Below are 233 nucleotides of genomic sequence, written 5' to 3' on the forward strand. Positions count from 1 at the left end.
ATGCAGGCTGCGCTCGTGGAATTCATCGAAAATGACGAGCGACACCCCGGCAAGCTCAGGGTCCTGCTGCAACATCCGGGTCAGCACCCCCTCGGTCACTATCTCGAGCCGGGTCGCGGCACTGGTGCGACTCTCGCCCCGCACCCGCAGCCCGATGCGCTCCCCCACCTTCTCCCCGAGCTGGCGCGCCAGAAAGCCCGCTATGTTGCGCGCCGCTAGGCGGCGGGGTTCCA

1 protein-coding gene is annotated in these 233 nt (G+C 67.8%); it reads right to left on the reverse strand.

What is annotated here, in order from left to right; all coding sequences use genetic code 11:
• Positions 1–233, reverse strand: a 233-nt coding sequence (locus tag B4920_RS28120) for a hypothetical protein (protein WP_139379802.1), incomplete at both ends; no start/stop codon positions are given.

The sequence above is a fragment of the Zoogloea sp. LCSB751 genome (genome assembly GCF_002028455.1).
In the GTDB taxonomy this organism is placed as follows: Bacteria; Pseudomonadota; Gammaproteobacteria; order Burkholderiales; family Rhodocyclaceae; genus Zoogloea.